Genomic DNA, 5342 nt, shown 5'->3' with positions numbered 1-5342 from the left:
AACGCACCCCCACCCACCGACTCCTGCACACCACCCGAAGCCGACCGCACCCGAGACGCAATCGTCGTCACCGTCTCCGCGTGCAGCCGCACCTCCCCCACAACAACGTTGAAACCCTCACCCATGGGATGCCCCGATCAATCCACAGGCCCAAAGCCCGGCCGACTAGTGCGAAGGGCAACTTACGCGGTTCAGCCCGCCATCCGACTCCGCCGAAGGTTGCAGTCGGCCAAACAATTTCCAAACGTAACCCCGGCTCGGTACCGCTCAACCACGCGGCGAACGGGGTATCAGCGGGCGCGTGGTGGCCTCTGAGAGGTAAGAGGTGAGCTGGGGTGAACAAGGTCTTCCAACTGATCGTCGCCGGGACGTGCCTGGCAACCGTCGTCGCGTGCGGCCGGGCGCCGGCACAGACCCCGCCGACCGGACACGCGACGCAGCCGACGAGCGCGTCCGTCGGGCTCTCGAGTGCCGGCGAATAGCCTGTCGAGGCCGACGACCATGGTGGCGGCGAAGCGGCGCCGTCGGGAGCCCCGCGCTCGGCACCATCCGCGCCGCAAACGGCCGGGCCACGCGATGTCCCGACGGCCGCGCGGCCGACCCGGCAGCCACCGCGAAGCGACCGCCGCGGCCGAAACCACCGGCCCGCTGGGTGCTGAGCCCGCTCGACCGCATCAGCATCGAACAACGGACAGGGGCTCGCTTCAACCAGGCCACGGTCGAGGAGTTCTGGCGGTCCGTCTGTCCCCACCGCGATGTCTGCATCGGCACCAAGTTCGAGATCGATCCGTCGATCGGTTTCGAGGGTGAGGACTGCGTCGTCGGCCGCGTCGAGGTGCCGAACCCGCTGTACGAACACGACATCGTGACCTGGTGGGTCAACAATCCCTGCGGCGAGGACCCGCCCGAACCGCCGGCCGGCCCATGACCCGACGTGTGGCTCCAGAGGACGGCCCCACCACTGCCCCATCGCGCGCCCTGAAGGTCTTCGGCTCGATCCTCGCGCCGACCACCGTGCTGGCCGCGCTGTTGTTCTACTTCGGAACCCAGCACGCCAACGGGTTCTGCAGCTGGTTCGGGGTGCATCACTCGGTCCTCGGCCTGTCGGTGTCGGACTACCTCATCCGCGCGGCGGACGGCATGGTCGTGCCGCTGACGGCGGCCGCGGCCATCGGTCTCGCCGCCGTGTGGAGCTACCGCCTGCTCGAGTCGAGGCTGTCGCCGACCGCGTGGCGGAACCTTCTGCGCCGGGTCGTTCCGGCGATGGTGGCGAGCGGACTGGGTCTCGTCGCGCTGGGCATCGTCGGGCTGGCGGTGCCCAGCCTGCTCTACCCACTCCCCGGCCTGCCCGGTCTCAGCATCGCGGTGGGCATCGTGCTGCTTCCCTTGGCCGACCAGCTGCACCAGGTGCGAGTCGGCCGCCGCCCCGCTCTCGTCGCCTCCGTCGTCCAGTGGACGCTCACGTTCGTGTTGGTCACCGTGGGCCCCTTCTTGGCGGTGACGGACTACTCGACGGCGGCCGGGGAGATGCGTGGCTACGAGTACGAGACGAGGCTCGGCGAGATGGCCGACACCGCCGTGTTCGCCGAGAAGGATCTCGGCATCCGGGCGCGAGGCGTGCGCGTCACCCCGTGTGGAGCCGAGTCGGCGTACCGCTACCGGTACGACGGCCTCGTCCTCGTCCTGCAGTCGGGTGACACCTACTTCCTGCTGCCACGCGAGTGGAACCGGCAGGACGGCATCGCGGTCGTGCTGCCCGCGTCGGCCAGGGTTCGCGTGGAGTTCGCGCCGAACGGGACCGCCCGCGACCGGCTCTGCTGACCTACAGGGTGATCCAGGTGGTCGTGACGGTGACGTCGTTCTCGGCTCGGCAGTACAGCCGGAACGACGTCGTCGGTACCCGGGCGAACACGAAGTAGCCCAGCTCGTCGGCCCGCGCGCCGAGCTTCTCGCCGTTCACCAGCTGCAGCTCGAGCTCGCCGGCCTGGTGCGGGACGAGTTGGCCCCGCAGCGCGTCCTCACCGATCTCCAGCTCGATCGTGAGCCGGGTGGACACGAAGGTCAGGGCACGGATGACCGCCGGCTCGGCGCGGGCCGTGGTCACCAGGCCGGAGTCCAGCGCGGAGTCCCGGGTGAGCTGCGCGAGCTCGGCGTCGACGCCGTGCCAGGCGAAGCACGCCTTTCCGGTGGCCACGAAATCCGGGGGTACCGAGCGCGCGGCGGACAGTGCCTCGTCCAGGGCCGCGAGCAGGGAGTCGCCGGTCCAGTCGTCGGTCATTCCGAGCACCTCACTCCAGGCTGCTCACCGGGCTCGGCCAGCCAGTCGGCGAGCGCCGGGCAACGCCGCAGCTTGCCGAGACATCGGGCGCGGTTGGGGCCGATGGCGCCGACCGGCATGTCCATTCTCCTACCGATCTCCGCATACGGAACCCGCGGATCCGCCATCAACAGCTCGAGGAGGTGCCGGCACCGCGCCGGCAGCTGGCGGAAGCCCTCGCGCAGCGCGTGGTCACGCTCCTCCGCCAGCAGCCACGACTCGATGTCGGTGTCGCCGGGCGCCGCGAGAACCTGCTCGTCGGAGTGCAGCTCGCGCTGCTCACGCTGCCGCCGCCCGCGCAGTACGCGGACACACTCCCGCCGCGTGGTGGTCGCGAGCCACCCCGGAAGCGCGGCCGGCTCGCGCAGCTTGCCCAGGTTCTCGACGAGCGAGAGCCACACGTTCTGCCCGGTCTCCTCGATGTCCTCGCGCGCCATGCCGAACCGCTGGCACACGCTCCACACCAAGGGCGCGAACCGGTCGACGAGCTCGTCCCAGGCCCGCCGGTCCCCCGCCCGGGCCAGATCGACGAGCTCGGCGACCGACCGATCACTGTTGTTCATGGGGTTGCAAAACGGCCATGTCTGGCAGGTACTTGCCGACGCCCTCGTGCTCCTGCGGATCCTGAGCGACCAGCTCATCGAGCGCCTGACGCGGTGTCTTGCCGGTCGCGATGATCCGGGCGATCTCACCGGTGACGGTCGCCGCGGCGAAGGAAGTTCCGCTCCACTTGGCGATCCCCGGAAAGTCCGCGTCCGCGGGAAGCGGCAGCGGTATTCCAGGAAGCTCGTGGAACTGCACCTTTCCCTGCAGATATGTGCTGACGACGTCCATTCCGGGCGCGACCAGGTTGAGCCATTGCACGTCGGGAGTGAACGGCGCCCGATAGAACTGGCCCCCACGGACCTCGAGCGCTCCGACGGCTGTCGCGCCAGGGCAAGCGGCAGGGAAGATCGGCGAGTTGGCCTTGATACCCGTGGTAGCACCGGACGCACCGTGGTTTCCGGCGGCGGCCACCATCACGATGCCCTGGCGGTTCAGCACGTCGACCGCACGTTCGAGCACGAACGGCGCCTTTCCGTCCGCCGTGTAACAGCCGATCGAGAGGTTGAGCACGCCCACTCCGACCGCGAGGAACCTGGCCATCGCCTTGGCCACCTCCCACACGGTCGCGGTCGAGTCGCGGCCGTCGAGCACGCCACGGATCTCGAGCTTGGCGGCCGGTGCGCGCTGCAGAATCAGGCCGGCGACGAAGGCGCTGTGCCCGTTGAGCCAGGAGTAATGATCGGCTGGCTGCAGGATCGAGGAGCTCTCCAAGACATAGAAGCGATCGACGAGCCGCTTGTTGGGGAACACCACGCTGTCGATGACGCCGACGCGCACGTCCCGCCCCTCGGAAACGGTGTCCGGCGGAAATTCGGAGATCGAGTTCACTGTGGTGGGGTAGTACCAACCACCGGTACCGATGTGGGGCAGGCCGCCGATCGTCTCGGTGTGCCGGTTCAGGCCCATGCGGATCTCCCAGCCACTTTGCTTCTTGGCGATATGGTGCCGGAGACCTTCGATGACGGTGACGACGTCGGGCGAATCGGGCTCTCGAGCCGGCCGGTCGGCTCCGTACTTCTCCCTGATCTTGTCCGCGGTGCGCTTGACGTCCAGCAGCTCGATGAGACCGAGGTCCAGGCGAGGTTCCGAGTCTCCTAGCGTCGCACAGGGCTTCTCCTCGTCGGGATCCAATTCCAACAAGTTGGCGAGCGCGATGTCCCGGTCCGGGAGATCCACCGCGATCTGCCAGTCTTGGTACGCCTCTGCCGTATCAGCTCTTCTGACGATGTCGTTCATCTAGTCTCTCCAGTCCGCTCATACCTCGTATTCAGAGAGCCCTCCACGTGTCAGGAGGAAACAGGAACACCGGGTGATACAGCCCTGACCCAGAAATATTTTGTTTGACTTGCCCCGGGCCGCGGCGCCCAATTTGAGGCGTGAGTGTCGCGACCAGCGAACAGGCCCGGGAGGCCGTCCGCCTGGCCGAGTCGGATCCGCAGGAAGCGATTCGGCTCGCGGCCGGGGCGGTCGAGGTCGCGACGGTCGAGCGGGATCCCGCCGCGGCGGCCGTCGCCGAGCGGGCGCTCGGGCTCGCCGCCATGCAGCTCCAGGACATCGACGGCGCGCTGGACCACCTGCGGCGCGCGATCCGGCTCGGCCGGCGCACCCGACACCCCGGCCTCGCCGCCGAGGCGCGGATGACGCTGGCCGGCGTGCTGAGCCGCAACGGCCGCCCGCAGGCCGCGTTGCGTGCGCTGGACAAGGCGCTCCTCGACCTCGACGGCGCCGACCACGCCCGGGCCACGGCCCAGCGGGGCGCGATCCTGCACCAGATCGGCCGGCTCGACGAGGCGATCGCGAACTACCGGGCGGCCCTGCCCGGCCTGCGCCGCTCCGGGGACATCGTGTGGACCCAGCGAATCCTGGGCAACCGCGGCGTACTGCACGCCCAGCGGAACGAGTTCGCCGCTGCGGCCGAGGACCTGCGCGCCGCCGAGGCACTGTGCGTCGAGCACGAGCTGGTCCTCTCCCTCGGCTACGTGCACCAGAACCTCGGGTTCGTGCACGCCCGCCGCGGCGACGCGCCGACCGCCCTGCGTTACTTCGACCAGGCCGAGGCACGGCTCCGCGACCTCGGCTGCCCGCTCGGCGAGCTGCTCACCGACCGCGCGGAGCTGCTGCTGTCCCTCCGCCTGTTCACCGAGGCGCGCGAGTCGGCGGCCCAGGCCGTGGACGAGTTCGAGCGGGAGGCGCACAGCCTGGCCCTGCCCGAGGCGCGCCTCATCCTCGCGCGGGCCGAGCTCATGGACGGCGACGCCGAGGCCGCCGCGCGGCAGGCGTCCCTGTCCATCAGCGAGTTCACCCGCCAACGCCGCGCCGAGTGGGCCGCGCTGAGCACGCTCGCCCTGCTCAGCGCCCAGCGCGCGGGCCCGACGCCGCTGCGGTTCGGCACCGCACGGCTCGAGCGCCTCGCGGACAC

Annotated in this window: 7 protein-coding genes; 4 read left to right on the top strand and 3 right to left on the bottom strand. The window is 69.8% G+C overall.

The annotated features are described in order from the left end of the window. Positions 1 to 335 precede the first annotated feature (335 nt). From ACRDSK_RS31570 to ACRDSK_RS31560, 3 genes are all read left to right on the top strand, one after another. Positions 336 to 482: a hypothetical protein gene (locus ACRDSK_RS31570; RefSeq protein ID WP_431445055.1), complete on the top strand. Its 147-nt coding sequence runs from the start codon at positions 336 to 338 to the stop codon at positions 480 to 482. Positions 483 to 652: 170 nt separating this feature from the next. Further along, positions 653 to 928 (top strand): hypothetical protein, encoded by a 276-nt coding sequence (locus tag ACRDSK_RS31565; RefSeq protein ID WP_431445054.1) that lies wholly within the window; start codon positions 653 to 655, stop codon positions 926 to 928. Then, positions 925 to 1821: a hypothetical protein gene (locus ACRDSK_RS31560; protein ID WP_431445053.1), complete on the top strand. Its 897-nt coding sequence runs from the start codon at positions 925 to 927 to the stop codon at positions 1819 to 1821. The genes ACRDSK_RS31565 and ACRDSK_RS31560 overlap by 4 nt, the downstream gene beginning before the upstream one ends. Position 1822: 1 nt before the next feature. On the opposite strand, the gene ACRDSK_RS31555 is transcribed toward ACRDSK_RS31560, so the two are convergent. The 3 genes from ACRDSK_RS31555 to ACRDSK_RS31545 are packed head-to-tail and all read right to left on the bottom strand — an operon-like array spanning position 1823 to position 4159. Next, complete coding sequence (locus ACRDSK_RS31555; RefSeq protein ID WP_431445052.1) at positions 1823 to 2278, bottom strand: hypothetical protein; 456 nt, start codon at positions 2276 to 2278, stop codon at positions 1823 to 1825. Continuing rightward, a complete protein-coding gene (locus tag ACRDSK_RS31550) occupies positions 2275 to 2880 on the bottom strand; it encodes an RNA polymerase sigma factor (RefSeq protein WP_431445051.1) in 606 nt (201 codons plus the stop codon). The genes ACRDSK_RS31555 and ACRDSK_RS31550 overlap by 4 nt, the downstream gene beginning before the upstream one ends. Further along, the gene (locus tag ACRDSK_RS31545) at positions 2867 to 4159 is read right to left on the bottom strand and encodes a S8 family peptidase (RefSeq protein WP_431445050.1); all 1293 of its coding nucleotides are present in this window, start codon (positions 4157 to 4159) and stop codon (positions 2867 to 2869) included. Before ACRDSK_RS31545 ends, ACRDSK_RS31550 begins: the two co-directional genes overlap by 14 nt. 140 nt (positions 4160 to 4299) lie before the next feature. Here ACRDSK_RS31545 and ACRDSK_RS31540 point away from each other — a divergent pair. Further along, a partial coding sequence (locus ACRDSK_RS31540) for a tetratricopeptide repeat protein (RefSeq protein WP_431445049.1) occupies positions 4300 to 5342 on the top strand: 1043 nt, incomplete at its 3' end.

This window comes from Actinophytocola sp., assembly GCF_050699915.1.
In the GTDB taxonomy this organism is placed as follows: Bacteria; Actinomycetota; Actinomycetes; order Mycobacteriales; family Pseudonocardiaceae; genus Actinophytocola.
The sequence above is the reverse complement of the archived record's forward strand: the minus strand, read 5'-3'. Positions and strand labels throughout refer to the sequence as shown.